Source organism: Ruegeria sp. AA3 (assembly GCF_056542905.1).
The window spans coordinates 90,029-108,276 of sequence record NZ_JBQGAQ010000002.1 but is presented as its reverse complement, the minus strand read 5'-3'; the positions used below and the strand labels follow the sequence as shown (position 1 = coordinate 108,276).

13 protein-coding genes and 1 pseudogene are annotated in these 18,248 nt (G+C 55.1%); 5 read left to right on the top strand and 9 right to left on the bottom strand.

The window, feature by feature from the left end; translation table 11 throughout:
* The first annotated feature begins 3 nt into the window (after positions 1–3).
* On the top strand, positions 4–726 hold the full coding sequence (locus tag ACR0JR_RS05000; protein WP_010442325.1) for an ABC transporter ATP-binding protein: 723 nt from the start codon (positions 4–6) through the stop codon (positions 724–726).
* Positions 727–733: 7 nt separating this feature from the next.
* Positions 734–1,411, top strand: a complete 678-nt coding sequence (locus ACR0JR_RS04995) for an aspartate/glutamate racemase family protein (protein WP_480455280.1) — start codon at positions 734–736, stop codon at positions 1,409–1,411.
* Between the two features lie 84 nt (positions 1,412–1,495).
* Here the strand turns inward: ACR0JR_RS04995 and ACR0JR_RS04990 are convergent.
* Positions 1,496–1,891, bottom strand: a pseudogene (locus ACR0JR_RS04990) (DDE-type integrase/transposase/recombinase); the annotation flags it as partial.
* Positions 1,892–2,091: 200 nt separating this feature from the next.
* Between ACR0JR_RS04990 and ACR0JR_RS04985 the strand changes: the two are divergent.
* From ACR0JR_RS04985 to ACR0JR_RS04975, 3 genes are read left to right on the top strand one after another with little or no spacing between them, the layout of a single operon-like run.
* Positions 2,092–3,576 (top strand): hypothetical protein, encoded by a 1,485-nt coding sequence (locus ACR0JR_RS04985; RefSeq protein WP_480455278.1) that lies wholly within the window; start codon positions 2,092–2,094, stop codon positions 3,574–3,576.
* Between the two features lie 24 nt (positions 3,577–3,600).
* The gene (locus tag ACR0JR_RS04980; RefSeq protein ID WP_480455277.1) at positions 3,601–6,351 is read left to right on the top strand and encodes a hypothetical protein; all 2,751 of its coding nucleotides are present in this window, start codon (positions 3,601–3,603) and stop codon (positions 6,349–6,351) included.
* Between the two features lie 15 nt (positions 6,352–6,366).
* Positions 6,367–10,191 (top strand): hypothetical protein, encoded by a 3,825-nt coding sequence (locus ACR0JR_RS04975; protein ID WP_480455276.1) that lies wholly within the window; start codon positions 6,367–6,369, stop codon positions 10,189–10,191.
* Positions 10,192–10,591: 400 nt separating this feature from the next.
* On the opposite strand, the gene ACR0JR_RS04970 is transcribed toward ACR0JR_RS04975, so the two are convergent.
* From ACR0JR_RS04970 to ACR0JR_RS04935, 8 genes are all read right to left on the bottom strand, one after another.
* On the bottom strand, positions 10,592–11,689 hold the full coding sequence (locus tag ACR0JR_RS04970; protein ID WP_480455275.1) for a M56 family metallopeptidase: 1,098 nt from the start codon (positions 11,687–11,689) through the stop codon (positions 10,592–10,594).
* Positions 11,676–12,071: a BlaI/MecI/CopY family transcriptional regulator gene (locus ACR0JR_RS04965; protein WP_010442339.1), complete on the bottom strand. Its 396-nt coding sequence runs from the start codon at positions 12,069–12,071 to the stop codon at positions 11,676–11,678. The genes ACR0JR_RS04970 and ACR0JR_RS04965 overlap by 14 nt, the downstream gene beginning before the upstream one ends.
* Before the next feature lie 65 nt (positions 12,072–12,136).
* Positions 12,137–12,538 carry a DUF2160 domain-containing protein gene (locus tag ACR0JR_RS04960; protein ID WP_480455274.1) on the bottom strand — a complete coding sequence of 134 codons (402 nt, stop codon included), beginning with the start codon at positions 12,536–12,538 and terminating at the stop codon, positions 12,137–12,139.
* An 8-nt stretch (positions 12,539–12,546) separates the two neighbouring features.
* On the bottom strand, positions 12,547–13,344 hold the full coding sequence (locus ACR0JR_RS04955) for a carbohydrate ABC transporter permease (RefSeq protein ID WP_480455273.1): 798 nt from the start codon (positions 13,342–13,344) through the stop codon (positions 12,547–12,549).
* The gene (locus ACR0JR_RS04950) at positions 13,341–14,204 is read right to left on the bottom strand and encodes a carbohydrate ABC transporter permease (protein WP_260027296.1); all 864 of its coding nucleotides are present in this window, start codon (positions 14,202–14,204) and stop codon (positions 13,341–13,343) included. The genes ACR0JR_RS04955 and ACR0JR_RS04950 overlap by 4 nt, the downstream gene beginning before the upstream one ends.
* Positions 14,201–15,277, bottom strand: a complete 1,077-nt coding sequence (locus tag ACR0JR_RS04945) for an ABC transporter ATP-binding protein (protein ID WP_480455271.1) — start codon at positions 15,275–15,277, stop codon at positions 14,201–14,203. The genes ACR0JR_RS04950 and ACR0JR_RS04945 overlap by 4 nt, the downstream gene beginning before the upstream one ends.
* 1 nt (position 15,278) lies before the next feature.
* A complete protein-coding gene (locus ACR0JR_RS04940) occupies positions 15,279–16,328 on the bottom strand; it encodes an ABC transporter ATP-binding protein (RefSeq protein ID WP_480455270.1) in 1,050 nt (349 codons plus the stop codon).
* An 84-nt stretch (positions 16,329–16,412) separates the two neighbouring features.
* Positions 16,413–18,152: an ABC transporter substrate-binding protein gene (locus ACR0JR_RS04935; protein WP_010442345.1), complete on the bottom strand. Its 1,740-nt coding sequence runs from the start codon at positions 18,150–18,152 to the stop codon at positions 16,413–16,415.
* Positions 18,153–18,248 lie beyond the last annotated feature (96 nt).

Here is an 18,248-nt window from a genome sequence, read left to right as displayed (position 1 = left end):
GCCATGAGCAAGATGTTGGAATTCAAAGATGTCGAGCTTTACTACGATCACGTCTATGCGCTGAAGGGCGTGTCGATTGATCTTGAGCAAGGTGAAACCGTCGCCCTTATCGGTGCCAATGGTGCGGGCAAAAGCTCCATCCTGCGGGCGATCACTGGGCTGGCGAAGATCAAGTCCGGTTCGGTTGCGTTCGAGGGCGAAGATATCGCAGGAACCAACCCGGCTGAGATAGTCTCGAAAGGCATTGCGATGGTGCCAGAGGGGCGGCGGGTCTTTCCCTATATGACGGTCAAAGACAACCTGCTGATGGGGGCATTCACCCGTTCGAATAAAGCGGATGTGCACCGCACCTTGGATTCCGTTCTGGAACGGTTTCCGCGTCTGAGAGAGCGCTATAGCCAGTCCGCTGGTACACTCTCGGGCGGCGAACAGCAGATGATGGTGATTGGGCGCGCCTTGATGGCCAAACCTCGACTACTGCTGCTGGATGAACCTTCGCTGGGCATCGCGCCCAAGTTGGTTCAGGACATTGCCCGCTCAATAGTGGCGATCAACCGGGACGAAGGAGTGTCGGTGCTGCTAGTCGAACAGAACTCGCGCATGGCGCTGTCGATCTCACACCGCGCCTATGCGCTAACGACAGGAAATGTGGTCATTTCAGGAAACTCCAAGGAACTTTTGACCGATCCGCGGATAAAAGCTGCCTACCTGGGCGGAGAAGTGTGAGGATGTTGTGAAACTTCTAATCGTCAATCCCAACACTACCAGTTCCATGACGCGAAAGATAGAAGAGGCAGCGCGGGCGGCAGCGCATCCTGAAACCATGATTATCGCTGCCACGTCCCAAAACGGTCCCGCCAGCATACAGGGCTATCTGGATGTCTCTACCTGCGTTCCCGGACTGCTGGAGGTTGTGAACGCGCATCCGGACGCAGATGCAATTGTTGTGGCCTGTTTCGACGATACTGGGGTCGACGCCGTGCGCTGCGTCACTTCGGCGCCAGTCATCGGTGTTGGGGAAGCGGCCTACCATGCGGCATCTATGATCAGTCCAAAATTCAGTGTCATCACCACATTGTCCCGGTCTTTGGCAGGGCTGGAGGCCAACTTGTTGCGATACGGTCTGGATCGTCGCTGCGTTCGAGTTCGGGCATCGGATGTGCCGGTTCTGAAGCTCGAGGAAAACGATCCGGCGACAATCGACAAGATACGGGTCGAAATTCGCGCTGCCATCGAGGAAGATAGGGCTGAGGCCATTGTGTTAGGCTGCGCGGGGATGACCGACCTCATGTCGCATCTATCGGAAGAATTCAATTTGCCCGTTGTCGATGGAGTGGCCTGTGCTGTTACCTTTGCCGAAGCCTTGGTCAAAGCCAAGCTCACGACTTCGAAACTTTGTTCCTATTCCTGATCCGATTAACCATCTTTCCAGCGGTTCATAGGGTTGTGTTGCAAATTTTTAGAACGATCAGAGTAAGCGTCTTACCAAGCACACTTATCCTACGATCTCAACGAACACCCGAAAGCCGGAGGTTGCTGCGCTGGAGAGTTGCTGCTTTCGGGTCATAGTGGCGACTTCAATGCCATCCAACGTAGCAGACGCGGATGCGAAGGATTTGGACCCACACATATGTCGAACGCTCCGTTTTATTAACCGATGATCCTGCCCGATCATGTTATTCAAAAATTTGGACCTGAATGTCCAAACCTTGGCTTGGCAACCAAACCGCTTCAGAATCCTGTTCACTTCTCGAATGCCGGCTGCGTTGGCTCCGCTCTTATCGATGACGACTTTATCTGGGATTCCGTTTGATGACAGCGCTTTGGCAAAGCACCTGGTTGCTGCGGGATGGTTCCTTCGCTCAGACAACATAAAATCAAGGGTGTTCCCTGCTTTGTCTAAAGTTCACCGTCCTTACAAGTTAGCCTTACAAAGAAAACCAAGAGAAGATCTGAATATTAGGTGTACTTTTCTCACAAAAACTTCAAATTAATGAACGTTAGCAGGTGTTATGGTTACCAAGTGCTGTCGTAGGTCTTGTCTTCCGTTGGCACTGCCGCGCCTTCATGCGATCGGGGGGAGGCAAAGAGATGGCGTTGGACAAAACAGTTATAAAAGATCTCAAAGGTCATCTTGAGGCGGCCCGAAAACGGGACCTCAATTTTGCCATTTGTTTGGGCAAGAAATCTGATACCACCGTTTTCCTGCTAGATCGTATCAAAGCCCCGGACTTGCTTGGCCGGAATGCGAAAAAGGCCGGTGAAACCCCAAAAGTTGCCTTTGGCACATGTAACGCTGACAGTAAGACACTGAACCTGACCCTACTGTCGGATGAGCTGGGTGGGCTTGCCAAAAAGATCCGCACCTTTCTGACCCTGGCCAAGCTGCCCATGAAAGTGTGCATTCTGGATGCACAGGGCAATCTGATTGAACAAGATGGCGTGGATGAGGATGCCGAGGACGATACTGTCGAATCCGAAGCCCCCGATCCGCTTCAGGTAAAATGGGAACAGCTGAAATCGGTAGTCGAGCCCAAAGTGCTGCGTTTTCTGAAGACCTCGACCGTCGACGTATCCAAGATCCGGGCCGCTTGGGTCTATGCGGTGCGGATCGGCGATGAAGAGACTGACTTTGCCGGGGCAATTAAAGTCACAAAACGCGTGATGCAATCGATTGCCTCGACGGATAGGCAGCCCGAAGAAGCCCTACCGCGCATAGATCTGAACGAGAAGAAGTGGCGCGTCGGGTCAGTCAAGTTCGAACCCATCCTTAGAAAAGCGATTGAGGTAGGTCGTATCGACGGTGGCAAAGCTGATGCAGCATGGGCAAAAGCAGTGGCCGAGGCGGATGCGCGCAATTTTGAATTGGCTTTGAAAATCCTCAAAGCACTGTCTGGCCAGATTCAGACGGGCAAAGCCACTGTAACCGAGACCAAGGAGCCCGTGGCCTCGGCTGACAAGAAAAAATATGAGCAGGAACGCGCTCGTATCGCACCGATGCTGGTGGCGGCCCTAAAACGGGATGCCGCACAGTTCAGGAAGTCCAAAAAGATATATGCGCAGGCCGTTGCTAGGGCTGAGGCTGGTGACTACCAGATTGCTCTCAAAGCCTTTGCGATGATCGAAAATGAACTGGCCGGAGTGGATGACAACCCGAAGAAACCTGAGGGACTTAACCCTGGCCCAATTGGCAAAGAAGTTGCCAAGCGCGTGCGCGATATCTGGGACGCGGCTTGTACCCAAGCCAATGGTCAGATCGAAGCCCTGAGAAAAGAACTAGCGGGTTTTTCGGACCCCAATTGCCAAATACTGGCTGATAATGGCCTAACCGGATTTTCAAATAACCTCTATACCCGGTTGAACGCGGCTTTTCTGGGCCTTGAAGCCGCGAATGCGGACAAACTGCCTGACGCCAAAACGGACGCGCAAAGTGTGTTTGACGATATGGGCCAGTTTCTGAATACGAACGAGGCAATTCAGATTATGGACGGGAATGATCTGAGCGTACCAATGAGCTTGGCCGACACGCTGGGTGGCGCGGTCGAAAAGATGAAACAGGCCTTGAGCACCAGCTAAAGAGGTCCTTTGGGGGGAAAGTAAATGGCCGATGGCGCAGAAGTTCAGGACGTAGAAAAACAGATAGACCCGAGAAAAACCGAACGGGCGCGCGATTTCGCAGCCAAGTTGATGACGGCCTTAAAACTGAAATCCGTTGTCGTGCCTGACCGACCCGACGGTACGTCTATGGAAAAAAAAATCGGTCAGGCGGCAGCGCAGCTTTACTGGATGACAGAAGAGAATGCCGACCTGTCCAAATTTAAATCCGAGCTGTTCACTTTTACCGATCAGGAGCTGGAGACGTTTGATCCTTCCACTCAGGAAGTCAAACTGCTCAAGGCCTGGCGGCATCCGATAGATTTCCGCGATCAACAAAAAGACAAGAAACTCCGCGACAAGAAGATTGCTGCGCTCAAGGCCTCGATCGATCTGAAACTAAAGACCGTGCGCAGCGATCTGACCGACCTACAAGACCAAAAAACAGAAAAAGGCGACCAGGACGACGATCACGATAAATTCGCCCGCCGGGGGCAGCGCGTGTTGAAACGGGCCGCAATATTGGCCGAGAAACTCTGCGCCCGAGGAAATTATTCCGAAGCCCAAGCGGTTCTCAATGGTCTGCTGTATCTTGAGACGTTGGAAAAGCTGGCTCTGTCCGAAAAACAGTCTGCCGATGCCCCGAAAGGCGAGATTTTGGGGAAAGAGGATCAGGACCTAGAACAGGTGGTCGCAGACCGGAAATCGACCGAGGAGCTGGCCGAAGAATCCGGTGCAGCCCGGCTGGACGCGTTGGCGCGCGAAGTTGTCGATACTACGCGGCATATGAGGGACATGCGCGCCACATCGCGCAAAATGTACCGCGATTACAAGGAAAGGTACAAGGACAAGAAGAACAAACCCTACGAAGCGCTGTTCAAGTTCAACGACACCATGCCCAACTATGTGTACCTGTCAAAGGTAAAGAAGGCCAAAGCCCATTTCGAGGATGATGTCGACAAGATCCTAGCCTGGCAGAAAATGGCGGTAAAAGAAGTGGCTGCCGGTGAAAAACTGCTGGCTGCGTTTTTCAAGGAATGCGCCGAATTTCATGAGAAGAAGCTGGCCAAGTATCTGGCCATCTCGGATCACGAGATCGAACAGGAAGGCGCCGATGCCACTGGCCACGGCGAATTGCAGACTCGCCGTGCTATCCCCCTGATCCGGCGCGGCCTGACCGGCCTGCCGCAAGAAGTGCTGCGTCCGCTGGCCGCAAATCTTGAAGTTATGCAATTGATTGCCGGGTCCGAGGAACTGGGCCGCGCCGATCTGGAGCTGTTGGAAACCTTCGAAAAAGAGATGGCGCGTGATCTGGGCGACCTAGAAAAAAACGTCGATAAATATGTCGAATATGAAAAATGCGCCCAGCGATGGCAGACTCTGCTGGATAAGGGTGTTTTGAAATACACTGTGAGTGGAAAGCAATTCTATCAGGATCAATTCGACAGTGCGAATGAAAAGGTCAAAGACCCGGAGAACCTGCCGGATTGTCTGGATACCCTGACCTCCCTTGAAAAGAAATTGAAAATTCAGGTTGAAAGCGCGGAATACTATCGCAAGCTCTACAAAGACTTTGAAAGCAGGTTCAATTCTGCGCGCAAGGACCTGACCAAAGCCTATGTCAAGCAATTCAAGGACACGTTGAATGCCTTCGCGGCCAAGCTGGATACCAGTAACATAGCCGACAAGGTCGACGGTCTCAGGATCGACGCGCGTATGATCAAAAAGCTTGAGGACGCCGCTAACCGCAAGGACTATGTCGGCACATTCGATACCGAATTTGCCAAGATCTGGAGCCCAATTGATATAGGGGACAACACGACTTACGAGTTTAACGGCGAAATTGAACTGAAGAATCTTGTCGACCGGATCAACAAGGAAATCAATTTGCTCCAGCAGGCGGAAAAAGCCCTCAAAGGGTTGTCCGACAAGGACGCGCCGGCTACTGTGATTGCCAGCATAAAGGGACATGGCAGCAGATCGCTCAAGGCAGCCATTCAGGACCTGTATGAATCTGACGAAAAGAAAGAAAATACAGAAAGAGCCAAGGCGCGATACGAGGCGGCCCGGGCCGGGTTCAAAAATGTCATCAAGGCCGAAAAAAAGCACCTCAAAGGTGCGGCACGGGATAGTTTTGAAAGCAATGAAACCCTGTCGAAAGCTTTGAAAAGTCGCGCGAAATCTGCGGTCACGGTCGAAGATTGGGACGAATTGTGCGACGAAGCTCAGCGCCTGACGGCCGAAGCGCGTGAGTTCGCGGATGCCAATGTCACGCTGGATCTGAAAGACCAAGCCCCTGACGAGAAATTCGAGAAGATTCTGAACCGGCTGGTCGACAGTTTAACGCCATATTTCAAGGGCATGGAGGAATTCTACGGCGAGCACGTCAAACCCGTTGTCGCCAAAGCCCAGGCCGTTGAGGATGAAGATGCGACAGCCCAAAGCGTCGTGGCGCTTGTCGAAAACAACAAGAACACGATCAAGTCCGTTGCTGAACAAATCCGCCAGAAGATGGATCTGTCAGACGAATGCAACAAGTTGATCGCCGCCGCCAAAGGCGCAGACATGCCGAAATTGATCGGGCTACGGGAAGAAGCCTTTGCCATGATCCGGCGCAACAGGCGGTTTCTGGACGAAAGCTCGATTGGAGCGCTCTATAAGACCAACCCTTTTGACGGCGGACGACCGGTGCGCAGGTTCCTCTATTTTCTCGAAAAAACCGAAGCCGACCTGCTGGCCGAAGTCAAACAGTCGTAACCGGGGGTAAAGATCATGGCATTTGAAAAAGAACATGAGTGGCTGACACAGGTTTGCGGTGAAAATGATACTCTGGCCCCTGATCTGGTTAATGAGCTGCATGATTTCGAACGGCGTCAGAATCTCATCGACGCGACGTTGAAAACGGAAGAGTTTGATAAAATCAAATCCGACCTCAAGGCGCAGCTGTCGCAGATGGACTTTGTTATCAAGACCCATGACAAAGATCTTGCAAAAAAGCTGGGGATGAACCCGGCGGTCGATTATGCGTGGAAGAAAGCGGGCATCAAAACGCCCAAACGCATTCAGGTGCTTGCCAATGTGGGCGACAAGAAGATCCCAGTCGAGATCGAGAATGCAGAATGGGATAGCTATGCCGATCGCGCGGTTGAGTTCAAGAAGATGAAACAGGGCGATGAGGAGTTCTCGTTTTCGTCGCCCGAGGCGGCAGCAGCCATCCGGGATATGTATGCCAAGCTTGAACCGTTGATCGAAAAATCCAACGAGTTGGCCAAGTTGCTTGGCAAAGATGGCAAGCGGTTGTTCAGCGACCGCGACATTGAAAAAGAACTTTGGACCCCTCTAGTGCGCGAAGGGGTAATTCCCTCGAACCTGGTACCCGACAGTTTTTCCGAAGGGCTGAATGCATTCAGCAACGCCACCGCGATCTATACAAGGTTGATGGCGGAAGAAGACGGGCAGGAAATGGGCGGCTCAAAGCTAGGGTCGGGCCTGCGCAACGCCAAATTACTGATCGGGGCAGCGAATTTAGCAAGTTCGCAGGCCCTCGACTACGCCAATCTGGCGATCACCGAGGCCAGCCGCGATGATATTGCGGAATTCATGAAGTTCAAGGGCGCGGATGTGATCGAAGGTGATGTCGTCCCATATGATGAAATGCCCGGCGAATATGACGATCTGGAAATTGACGGCAAAACCATCGCCGAGATCAAAGAGATGGACAAAGAGAACCGTCCCGAGATCACGCAATCTGATCTGACCGAAGCGCGCTTTGCCAAGGCCCACCCGGACGGCGCGACAAGCTATAAGGACTGGTTGGCGCAGGAAGAAGAAACCCTTGTTGCGCAGATGGCGATCGAAAAAGACGAAAAAAAGTTGATTCAGCTGCGCAGTGAGCTGGACGGCGTGTCGGTCGAACAGAACAAACTGGAATATGGGGACCTTGAGATCAAGGACGGCATGACTCTGTCCGAACTGGCCGAGGACGAGGCTAAGGTCACGCAATTGCAATTAACGCAGGCAGAGTTTGACAAATTCAAGGAAGACGGCGGCAAAGGCGATTACGACGACTGGCTGGCGGACGAAGAAAAGCGGATTCTGACCGAGATGGAAACCGCCTCAGACTCAGACAAGGCCCAGCTGGAGCGCGAGCTGGGCAACATCAAGGCCGCCAAGATGACCCAGGCCTATGGGGAATACGTGCGCCAGGACGCCGCTCGCAAATGCGCTGTTGCAGCAGCTCTTGGCGCGGTTGAAGCTGTTGAAGGCGCGCGCGACAAGAAGAAGAAGAATCGCGAGGTGGCGATCGGACTAGCCGGGGCGATGGCCGATGCTTTTGCGGCGGGCATGACCGCCGACAGCATTGCCAAGGAACTGACCAGCGACGCCGACACACAAAACCGCGAACACAAGACCAAGTTCGGGATTCTGGCCGGAAAAGCCGGCTTGAAAGCGGTCTCGAAGCTGAGCGAACTGGCCGAGATCAAGGCCAAGGGAACCCTGCGCGACCCGCGTGCGCTGGTGGTTGAGTCGATCGCCGATCTGTGTGACGCGGCAGGCGAAAGCATATCGGCCAGCGGTACCAAGGGTGAAGATGGCGGTTGGGGTGATACCGGCAAGGACAGCCGGGACGAGGCCGCCTCGTGGGGGATGCTGGCCAAGGCAGTCGGGATGTCGACCCAGATGATTGACAAGATGGTGGCTGCGGCCCAGAAGGGCGATTGGGACACCTTCGCCAAGGAATTGGCCCTTTTGCCCGTGGCGGCAAGTTTCGCGGGTACTGCTGGATTGCAGGGGGATGCATCGCGTGTCGACAAAGACGCCCGCGATATCGAGGCTGGTTGGGGCGGGCACGGCAGCGACTCGCCCTTTGCCACCAACCCGTTCGAAGAAGAACTTCATGCCGGAGGTCAGGCTGATTTCGGCATGAGTGGTAACATGGCGACCGTGGCGGATCAGCGCGCCGTCATGGGCGAAGCGCGCGAACTGTCTCAGCAAATCGCCGATGAAAGCTTCATGAAGGACCGGGCCAATGTGAAAGCTGCGATGGATAAATGCCGTGGCATGATCGACAAATTCAAGCTGCCCGTTGACCAGAAGGACGTGAAGCTCTTCCTGTCGCTGGACCCGGACAAGGTCGAACCCGACGCGGTGATGAATGCGCTTATGAATATCGGTCGGATTTTCGAAAGTATGGTGTCGCCGGATGTTCGCGAAGTGGCCGCCCTTGGCTTGACCCCAGAAGAAGAAGGGGAACTGGACGAAAAATTATTCTCTATGATCGACAAGATCGACACGATTGAGGAACGGCCCGCCAGGAACAACGAAATGCTCGAAGCCGAAGTGCGGGTCCTCTACGACGACGTGACCGACACCCTGCTGAAAAACCCCAAATTCGTCGCCGCGGTCGAAGCGGATATCGACGAGGAGGACGAATGGCTTGAAAAGCTGAAAGAACAGGCCGATCTGACGCGATTAGATCAGCTCACCGATCCAAAAATCTATGCCGAAGAATATGAACGGGCGATGTTAGCGGTTGAGGAATTGACCTTGCAGGTCAAGAAAACCGAACAGCGCATCAAGATGATTGATCAGGCTACCAAAGGCGCAACCGGCATCCTGCTGGCCGCGCTGCCAGGCGCGGCGCTGCTGGGCAAGATCAGAACGCTTGTTGCAGACAGCATCAAGCTGCACCGCCGCCGCAAATCTCTCAACAAATGGAGCCGTGAGATGAAGGCGATTGCCGGAACTTACAGCCCATATGAGCCGGCTGTTGTGGGCGAGCGCGACGTGCTGGCGGCCGGAACCCTGCATGACGCAGCGCAGGTTGCCGCCGACGCGGCGGGCGTCGGTGCAGAGGCGGCGCGGTTGACCGACGCAACCCATATTGGCGCTGCAGTTCTGACCAGCATTGAGAAAATCGGTAAACTCCTCAACAGTTTCTGGTTCGAACACCATTCACGCGAGCAGGTGAAAGAAGGGTGGGAGCTGTTCGTTTTGGCAAGGGAACAACCCAAGAACCGTCGCCTCGCGCGCGAGGCAATCAAGGTCAATACCACCCTTGGCAAATGTGTTCTGGCCTACGGAGCCTGCATAGACGGCGACGCACAAGCCAGGCGGGCTTTGCAAAGTTGTGGATTGACACCCGAGGTGTTCGAAGATCGCGCGGATGTTTGTCAAGGAGTTGTCGCCTATATGCGCGAAGCATTGCAGGACAAGGAATTCGAGACGATCGGATCGCACGCGGATGTGGATTGGTTGCCTTGTGACATAGAACTTAACTTGAAATCATGGTCCATGATCAAGGCGAGCGCGGTGAAATCAAAGCCGGGCATGGATTCGCGGTATTTCAAGACACCCGATATCAACGCGTCGCTTGATGGCTTTGTTGTGCCTGACGATACCGCCGGCCAGAAAGAGCTCAGGGATTTCACTGTAAAAAGCCAAGAGCTTTCGAAGGTGCTGAATGAGTATCGTCCTCTGGACACTGAAAAGAACCCCCATGCGGCGATGATTGTTGTTGCACAACAACTCAAACACCAAGTCGATGTGGCCGGTGATCAAGCTGCGAAAAGGCTGGCAAAAGACTTGGCCGGTTAGAATTCGAGCGAATGATCTCGATGCTGGTCTTGAGGTATCTGAGAGAAGCAGGGACGGTTGTGTCGCAATCTTTTGACCGAGGTTGACGAAATTGCGTGCCTTGGTGCTCGTTGCTTTCAAATCAATCGCGGGCAAGTTTCAGAATGATTTCTTTGAAAGGCTGCCACCTCCCAAAGGATGTGGATTTGCACGCTGTGCTTTTCTATTTGCGCTACACTGTTTCCTATCGCGACCTTGAGGAAGTCATGGCTGAACGGGGCATTAGAGCCGGTGATTGCGGCACATTGAACCCGGACTTGTTGAAATTCCGCAGCACTGTAGCGTCGAATCTGCGACCAGCTTGCTAGCAATACCCGTGAAGCCGACATTCCAATCCACGCTGGACTTAAAATTCTGCCTTTCAATTTCCCTGATTCCGAGCTTCCAGCCGTTCCAGATTTACAACCGTCGAAAGCATAAGACGATCATGGCTCCAATCCTGGGTTTGACGAACCGAGGCCGACCCAATTGCAAGCACAACAACCAGGGAAAGCGTTAGCCCAAAGAAATTTGCTGACAATTGTATGTTCGTCACGGGCGCATCGGTCAGGGCGATCACACGCTGGCGCAGAACTTGCTTTGCTTTCGGCCCGTTAACCAGGGCCACATGAAGAATGCGAGGGTTCTTCAGCTTGATAGATCGTGTGCAGTAGTCCAGTAGACAAGCGGTATAGTCGGTCGCGTCAATGCCTTTACGCGAGACGACAGACTGGTCGCAGGCCAATTCGCGAAGTCGATCAAACTGTTGTTTCATGGCCAGATAGGCCGGGTTCCAAAACAGCAGAGGACGCATAAGCTCGAAACCCAGTTCCCATTCCACGTCCAGCGCGCGGATGTGCTGGAATTCATGCGCCAGAGCAAAGCGCAAATCGCGTGGCGAGTTTAGCAAATGGCTGGGCAAAACGACGTGACGGCGACGAAGGCCGCGTACTGCAAAAGGCACAGTTACGCGATCTGAAAGGCGAATGTCCACCTTTGCCGACTGTCGCCAAAGAAAGCTGGACCGTACGGCCTTGCGAATTGTAAGCGCGTTGCAGGCAACCCGAATTGCCAGAACAATTGATAGAAGAACCAGCGTAGTCAGCGCGCAAGTTACGAAAACAGAGCCGCCTGACAAGACATAGTCGAGCCAGCGTTCGCGCGTATTCAAAAGGGTTTCGAACTGCGCAGCGGGCATGGCGATTTCGCCGCGCAAATAGGCCGCCACTGCGATATCCCCCAGCGCGACAACACGTCCGGGCCACACCTGAGCGACAAAGCCCGAAACACCGATCGCCAGAACCGGGCTGAGCATAACGCCGATGCAAAGTATCTTGAGCGAACGAAGCTGAGCAACAAAGCCGTACCTCATGGGCGTCAACGCAAGGCCCCCACGCACGGCCAGCCAGATCAGCGCCGATAATCCAAGCACAACGTTGAACTCGAGAAACGCATCGAGAACCGGTTTAACCGCTGTCATTTTGCAGTCTCCTCTCTACCAGTGCTCGAATCTCCTCTAGGTCATCTTCTGTCAGGCCCTCATCGTCGACCAGCCTTGCAACCAGAGTTGCGGGCGTGTCGTCAAACAGGGTCCGGGACAGATTCTGCAACGACCGCGACTGATACCTGTCCTTCTCGAGAAGGGGTCTGTAGATCAGCGACTTGCCGTTCTTCTCGCTTTCGACAAAGCCCTTCTCATCAAGGATCCGCAAAATTGTGGCTCCGGAAGTGTAGGCCAGATTGCGATCAGGTGGCAGGCGATCAAGGACTTCACGGACCGTGCCCTGACCAAGCGCCCAGAGTTCGTTCATGAACTCAAGTTCCACTTCGGTCAGAAGATTTGTTGTCTTTTTCTTTCGCATCAATCTCGGTGTCGCCATTATTAGTATGCCTGACAGACAAGCATCCTTTCGCTGTTTCGCAAAGCCTAAACTTTCCAGAAGACGAAGACGCCCCAACCGATGGACAGGAAAAGCGGCGTCCAAACAGGTTGGCCAACCAGCCCGAGCCAGGCCAGGAAGATATAGGTCGAGCCCAGCAGGGTGATGAACAACCGATCCCCCAGCGTGGTGGTCAGTCCCAGCACGCCGCGCCGCTCGATCCCGTCTCGGAATTTGAACCCTTCCAGCAAACCGATTAGGGCGATGGCCGAAAATATACCGATGAACACCGCCAGTGTTGCCGGAGTCCATGCCATCCAGAAATCCGACCACAAAGGAGCGGTCCACGAGAAACCTTTTTCCTCTTGCTGGCCGACACTGCCCCAACCGGCCTGTTGGGCGTAGGCCACTGAAGGCAGGAATGGCAGAGTGACAAGAAGTTTACGCATATCGAACCTCACACACGTCCCATCGCGAAACCGCGCGCGATGTAGTTGCGGACAAACCAGATGACGATGGCGCCGGGGATGATGGTCAACGTGCCGGCGGCGGCCAGCAGGCCCAGTTCGTACCCCGCGCTGGAAGCGGTGCGGGTCATCACGGCGGCAATTGGTTTGGCCTCGACTGCCGTCAGGGTCTTCGCCAGCAACATCTCGACCCATGAGAACATAAAGCAGAAGAAGGCCGCGACCCCTACGCCGGCTTTGATGTTTGGTAGGAAGATCGTTACGAAGAAGCGCGGGAAGGAGTAACCATCGACATAAGCCGTTTCATCCAATTCCTTCGGGATACCTCGCATGAAGCCTTCCAAAATCCAAACCGCCAGCGGAACGTTGAACAGCGTGTGCGCCAACGCCACGGCCAGATAGGTGTCGAACAGACGGATCGACGAATAAAGCTGGAAGAAAGGCAGTGCGAACACGGCCGCTGGGGCCATCCGGTTGGTCAGCAACCAGAAGAAAAGCTGCTTGTCGCCCAGAAACCGATAGCGCGAGAACGCGTAGGCCGCAGGCAGCGCCACACAGACCGAGAGCACCGTGTTGATCGTCACGTAGATGATCGAGTTGATATACCCCCAGTACCACGTCGGGTCGGTGAAGATGGTGATGTAGTTCTCCAGCGTGAAGGTCTGGGGGAACAGGGAAAAGCCCGACAGGATCTCGTTCGTTGTCTTGAAGGACATCGCCACCAGCCAATAGATCGGTAGCATCAGAAACGCGATATAGAGGATCGGGATAAGGGACCGCTTCTTCATTGCGCGTCATCCTTTGTCATCAGAGTGTAGAAGACCCACGACACAAGCAGCGTGATGGCGAAGTAGATCAGGCTCATCGCGGCTGCAGGGCCAAGGTCGAACTGTCCCAGCGCGATCTTCACAAGATCGATCGACAGCAAGGTGGTTGAGTTGCCGGGGCCGCCGCCGGTCAACACGAAGGGCTCGGTGTAGATGTTGAAACTGTCCATGAAGCGTAGCAAAACGGCGATGGTCAGGACGGTTTTCATCTTGGGCAGCTGGATGTAGCGGAACACTGACCACGGGCTGGCACCGTCAATCTTGGCAGCCTGATAATAGGCGTCAGGGATCGAAACGAGGCCCGCATAGCACAGCAACACCACAAGCGAAGTCCAGTGCCAGACATCCATGACAATGACGGTGATCCAGGCCGAAAGCGGCTGTTGAGTCATGTCATAGTTGACGCCCAGAACATCATTCAGGAAGTATCCCAGCAGGCCAATCTTGGGCAGGGTGAAGATGTTCCACATTGACCCAACCACGTTCCACGGGATCAGCATCGGCAGGGCCATCAGCACCAGACAGACCGGCACCCAGAACCCTTTGCGGGGCATCGACAGGGCCACGATGATGCCCAACGGCACCTCGATCAGCAGGATCAGGAAGGTGAACAGGAATTGCCGACCCAGCGCGGCTTGGAAGCGGTCGGATCGCAGGATCTGTTCGAACCAGCCCAGACCTTCCCAGAAGAACTGGTTGTTGCCGAAGGTTTCCTGCACCGAGTAGTTGACCACTGTCATCATCGGCACCAGCGCGTTAAACGCGACCAGCGCCAACACCGGTAGGACAAAGAACCATGCCTTTTGGTTTTCCGTTCTCATAGCGCCCGCTCCTCGGTTGCGACCCAGCCATCGCGATAGACACGGGATTGTTCAGGTTTGAATTGCAGGAAGACCTGTGATCCGGGCTCGGGCACGCTGTGCTCAGTCACGGCCTTGAGCGCCGTGTCGCCGACCATCGCGCTGACAACGTAGTGGCGGCCGATGTCCGAAACTTTGGTTACATGTGCCGGGATGCCTGTGTCGCCGAAGCCTACATATTCAGGGCGGATGCCCAGATCGGTGCGGCCTCCGTCGCCATGGGTCGGGCCTTCCAGCACAACCTCGTGACCTTCGAACACCGCGCGGTCGCCCTTGGCCTCACACGGCAACACGTTCATGCCGGGGGAGCCGATGAAGTGGCCGACAAAGGTGTGTTGGGGCCGCTCGAATAGCTCAACGGGCGTGCCGATCTGCACCACTTCACCTTCCTGCATCACTACGACCTCGTCCGCAAAGGTCAGGGCTTCAGTCTGGTCGTGGGTCACGTAAATCATCGTGGCTTTGACGCGTTGGTGCAGCTCTTTCAGCTTGGAGCGCAGTTTCCACTTCAGATGCGGGTCGATCACGGTCAGGGGTTCATCGAACATCACCGCGTTCACGTCGTCTCGCACCAGACCGCGACCCATCGAGATTTTCTGTTTGTTATCCGGACTCAGACCCGATGCGCGCGTGCCCAGCATATCCGTAACGTCAAGCATTTCGGCGATCTCATCGACGCGGCGCTTGATTGTCGCCGGGTCAACACCTCGGTTTTTCAGCGGGAAAGCCAGGTTCTCGCCGACTGTCATCGTGTCGTAGATCACCGGGAACTGGAACACCTGTGCGATGTTGCGCTGGTCGGGGGGTAAGGCGGTCACGTCACGGTCGTCAAACAGGATCTGTCCTTCGGACGGCGTCAAAAGACCCGAGATAATGTTTAGCAACGTGGACTTGCCACAACCGGACGGTCCTAGCAGCGCATAGGCACCGCCATCGCGCCAAGTCACGTCGATTTCCTTCAGTGCATAGTCTTGCGGGTCTTTCGGCGTCGACATGTAGCTGTGTCGCAGGTTTGAAAGCTTGATCTGTGCCATGTCAGGCTATCCTTTTGCCATCTTGGCCGAAATACCGGCAGTGGGCCGGGTTCATGTAGAAGCTGTGATCTTCGCCAACCTGATAGGGGTGGACGCCCGAGGCAAGTGACACCCACGCATCATCGCCATGTTGGAAATGCGCGCTGGAATCCGAGCCGGACAGTTCGGTCACAATCACGCGGCCGGTAAGCTCCACATCATCATCGCAAGAGCGAAACGGGGTCACCCGATGGGGACGCACGGCGACCATGTAATCTCCGTCGGCCATTTCTGTGACAGCCCAGCCACCTCCACCAGCCATTTGCGCCTGAGCGCCGGACACAGTGATGCGCGCGACATTGATCGGCGGATCCGAAAAAACTCGCGCGGCGGCGATGTTCTCAGGGTTGCGATAAATATCAGCGGTCGGCCCGAACTGGGTCACGCGGCCATCTTCCATCAGGGCCGTGTATCCACCCAGTAGCAGTGCTTCTTCGGGCTCTGAAGTGGCATAAACCACCACAGCACCACGACCTGCGAACAGATCGGGCAGCTGCTCGCGTAATTCTTCACGCAGTTTGTAATCAAGGTTGGCCAACGGTTCGTCGAGAAAGACGGCGCGGCTCTCTTTCGCAATGGCGCGCGCCAGTGCCGTGCGTTGCTGTTGCCCGCCCGACAGCTCATGCGGGCGGCGGTGTAACATCGGGCGCAGTTGAAGCAGATCTGCGGCTTCTTCCACGCGGCCCACAATCTCGGACTTTGCCATGCCCGCAACGCGCAACGGAGAGGCGATGTTGTCGAACACGGTCATATGCGGGTAGTTCACAAAGAACTGGTGCACCAGGCTGATCTGCCGCTTCTGCGTGTTCAGTTTAGTCACATCCTTCCCATCCATACAGACCTTGCCCGAGGCAATCGGGTCCAGCCCGGCCATCATCTTGATCAGAGAGGTCTTGCCCGATCCTGTCGCGCCAAGCAGCACATTGAAATGGCCGGTCTGCAGCGTCAGGTTGGTTGGTTTGATATGGATGACGTTGCCGACCCGCTTGGTCGCGTCCTGTAGTTCGATCATTTTCGCGAATTCCGATCCCGCAGCGCCCGCGCTGTCTTGGTCTTGGTGTGGGATGCCGCGAACGGCACCCCGGGTTGCTTTGGCTTACTGAGACTGCCAGCGCTGAACCAGCTCGTCATAGTTGACAGTCTGGCCTTGCGGCTTTTCGTTCTCAAGCTTGGCCTTGGGCGAACCTTCTTTCTCGAGCCAGAATGACGCATCCTGCGGCTCGTTCAGGCGCGGTCCGCATCCACCGTAAACACCTGCGCTTTCATCCGCGGCCTGCATACGGGCCATGGTGATGTCCATCTCTTCTGCCAGACGGTCCATCGCCTCTTGCGGAGTAAACGCGCCCGAGTTCACGTCACCGATCTGCTGCCACCAGATCTGGGCCAGCTTCGGATAATCCGGGACGTTGATGCCGGTCGGCGACCATGCCACGCGGTCAGGTGAGCGATAGAACTCGACCAGACCTCCCAGCTTGGGCGCACGTTCGGTAAACGACTCGTGGTTGACCGAGCTGTCGCGGATGAAGGTCAGACCCACATGGGACTTTTTCACATCGACAGTCTTGGACGTCACGAACTGAGCGTACAGCCATGCTGCCTGAGCACGATCCGCAGGGGTCGATTTCAGGAAGGTCCAGGAACCCACATCCTGATAACCAACCTTCTGGCCTTCTTCCCAGTAGGGGCCATGCGGGCTGGGCGCCATCCGCCACAGCGGCGTGCCTTCGTCGTCGACGGTGTTGTTGCCTTCGGATTTGGGCTTGACCATGTCGGCGGTAAAGGCGGTGTACCAGAATATCTGCTGGGCCACATTGCCTTGGCTGAGCGCCGGTAGCGACTGATAAAAGTCATAGCTTGCGGCACCCGGAGGCGCATAGTTCCGCAGCCATTCATCCCACTTGCGGATCGCATAGACCGCAGCCGGACCGTTTGCAGCACCACCGCGCGAAACGGAAGCACCGACCGGGTTACATGTGCCCGCTTCCATGCGAATGCCCCATTCGTCGACGGGAACACCGTTCGGCTCGCCCACGTCACCAGCACCAGCCATCGACAGCCAGGCGTCGGTCATGCGCCATCCGAGGTCAGGCGCGCGCTTGCCATAGTCCATGTGGCCATAGATCGCGACGCCATCGACTTCTTTTACGTCATTTGTGAAGAATTCAGCGATGTCTTCGTAGGCCGACCAGTTAACCGGAACGCCCAGATCATAGCCGTATTTCTCTTTGAACGCGGCTTTGTTGTCCTCGTCATCGAACCAGTCCTTGCGGAACCAGTAGAGGTTTGCGAACTGCTGGTCAGGCAGCTGATACAACTTGCCGTCCGGTCCGGTGGTGAACTGAATGCCCATGAAGTCATCTAGATCCAGCGTCGGCGAAGTTGTCGCCGCCCAATCGCCACCCATCATGTCGGTCAGCGGATAGGCTAACTGCAGGCGCGAATGTGTTCCGATCAGATCGCTGTCGTTGACATAACCATCATAAAGGTTCCGCCCGGTTTGCAGCTGAGTCTGAACGGCCTGAACCACTTCACCTTCGCCGAGAATCTGGTGATTGACTTTGATACCTGTGATTTCCTCGAATGCCTTAGTCAGAACCTCGGATTCATAGGAATGCGTCGGGATACCTTCGGACAGGACATTGATTTCCATGCCCGAGTACGGTTGTGCAGCTTCGATGAACCACTTCATTTCGGACAACTGTTCGTCCTTCGACAAGGTCGATGGCTGGAATTCGTCGTCAATCCAACGTTGTGCTGCGGCTTCGTCGGCCCAAACAGGCCCATGCCCCGCAATGACGGCCGCTGCCGCCACGGCGGAAAGTAGATGTCTCCGCATCTGTCTCCTCCCAAGATTATGTGATCCGGCGCAGACCGGATGGCAATCAGCATCGGTGATATTCGGCGCAGCTGTCAAACTAAATTTTTAGTAATA

Excerpts from the sequence above, each read along its gene's own strand:
- ACR0JR_RS04950 (WP_260027296.1), bottom strand. The coding sequence starts at position 14,204 with ATGAGAACGGAAAACCAAAAGGCATGGTTCTTTGTCCTACCGGTGTTG.
- ACR0JR_RS04975 (WP_480455276.1), top strand. The coding sequence starts at position 6,367 with ATGGCATTTGAAAAAGAACATGAGTGGCTGACACAGGTTTGCGGTGAA.
- ACR0JR_RS04970 (WP_480455275.1), bottom strand. The coding sequence starts at position 11,689 with ATGACAGCGGTTAAACCGGTTCTCGATGCGTTTCTCGAGTTCAACGTT.
- ACR0JR_RS05000 (WP_010442325.1), top strand. The coding sequence starts at position 4 with ATGAGCAAGATGTTGGAATTCAAAGATGTCGAGCTTTACTACGATCAC.
- ACR0JR_RS04940 (WP_480455270.1), bottom strand. The coding sequence starts at position 16,328 with ATGATCGAACTACAGGACGCGACCAAGCGGGTCGGCAACGTCATCCAT.
- ACR0JR_RS04980 (WP_480455277.1), top strand. The coding sequence starts at position 3,601 with ATGGCCGATGGCGCAGAAGTTCAGGACGTAGAAAAACAGATAGACCCG.
- ACR0JR_RS04935 (WP_010442345.1), bottom strand. The coding sequence starts at position 18,152 with ATGCGGAGACATCTACTTTCCGCCGTGGCGGCAGCGGCCGTCATTGCG.
- ACR0JR_RS04965 (WP_010442339.1), bottom strand. The coding sequence starts at position 12,071 with ATGCGAAAGAAAAAGACAACAAATCTTCTGACCGAAGTGGAACTTGAG.
- ACR0JR_RS04945 (WP_480455271.1), bottom strand. The coding sequence starts at position 15,277 with ATGGCACAGATCAAGCTTTCAAACCTGCGACACAGCTACATGTCGACG.
- ACR0JR_RS04985 (WP_480455278.1), top strand. The coding sequence starts at position 2,092 with ATGGCGTTGGACAAAACAGTTATAAAAGATCTCAAAGGTCATCTTGAG.
- ACR0JR_RS04955 (WP_480455273.1), bottom strand. The coding sequence starts at position 13,344 with ATGAAGAAGCGGTCCCTTATCCCGATCCTCTATATCGCGTTTCTGATG.
- ACR0JR_RS04960 (WP_480455274.1), bottom strand. The coding sequence starts at position 12,538 with ATGCGTAAACTTCTTGTCACTCTGCCATTCCTGCCTTCAGTGGCCTAC.